A 473-nucleotide genomic window follows, 5' to 3' on the forward strand; every position below is an offset into this window, starting at 1 on the left:
GGCAGGGGGTTCGGCCGGCGGCGCCGCGGGGGGCGGAGCGGGCGGCGGTGCGGCGTCCCCCGGGGCCTCCCCGGGCAGGCCGAGGCATTGCCCTAAAGCCGTCAGGGCGTCGGGCAGCATGTCCGGCCCGGCGCCGTCCTGGAGGCCGGCGACGTAGGTCTCGATCCGGTCGAGGGCGAGGTGGACCGCGTTGGCCGCCTCGCGGTCGAGGGCGCGCGCGCCGGTGCGGACCCGCTCGAACAGGGTCTCCAGCCGGTGGGCGACCGCCTCCACGGGGGGCAGGTCGACGGCGCGGGCGGCGCCCTTCAGGCTGTGCGCACGGCGGAACACGTCGTTCCAGTCCGGGGTCGCGCTCCCGAGCGCGGCCCGGATCGCCGTGACGTGCTCGCGGTGCTCGACGTCGAAGGCGGCGAGGAGGAGCTGGCGGATATCGGCGGCCAAGACGGCGCCCGCCCTCAGTGCCGGTAGCGTTC

General features: G+C 77.6%; 1 protein-coding gene. It reads right to left on the reverse strand.

What is annotated here, in order from left to right:
• Positions 1-441, reverse strand: a 441-nt coding sequence (locus tag WYO_RS04115; RefSeq protein ID WP_039902207.1) for an Hpt domain-containing protein, incomplete at its 3' end; no start/stop codon positions are given.
• Positions 442-473: the final 32 nt, after the last annotated feature.

It is taken from the genome of Methylobacterium sp. GXF4, from assembly GCF_000272495.1.
GTDB lineage: Bacteria > Pseudomonadota > Alphaproteobacteria > Rhizobiales > Beijerinckiaceae > Methylobacterium > Methylobacterium brachiatum.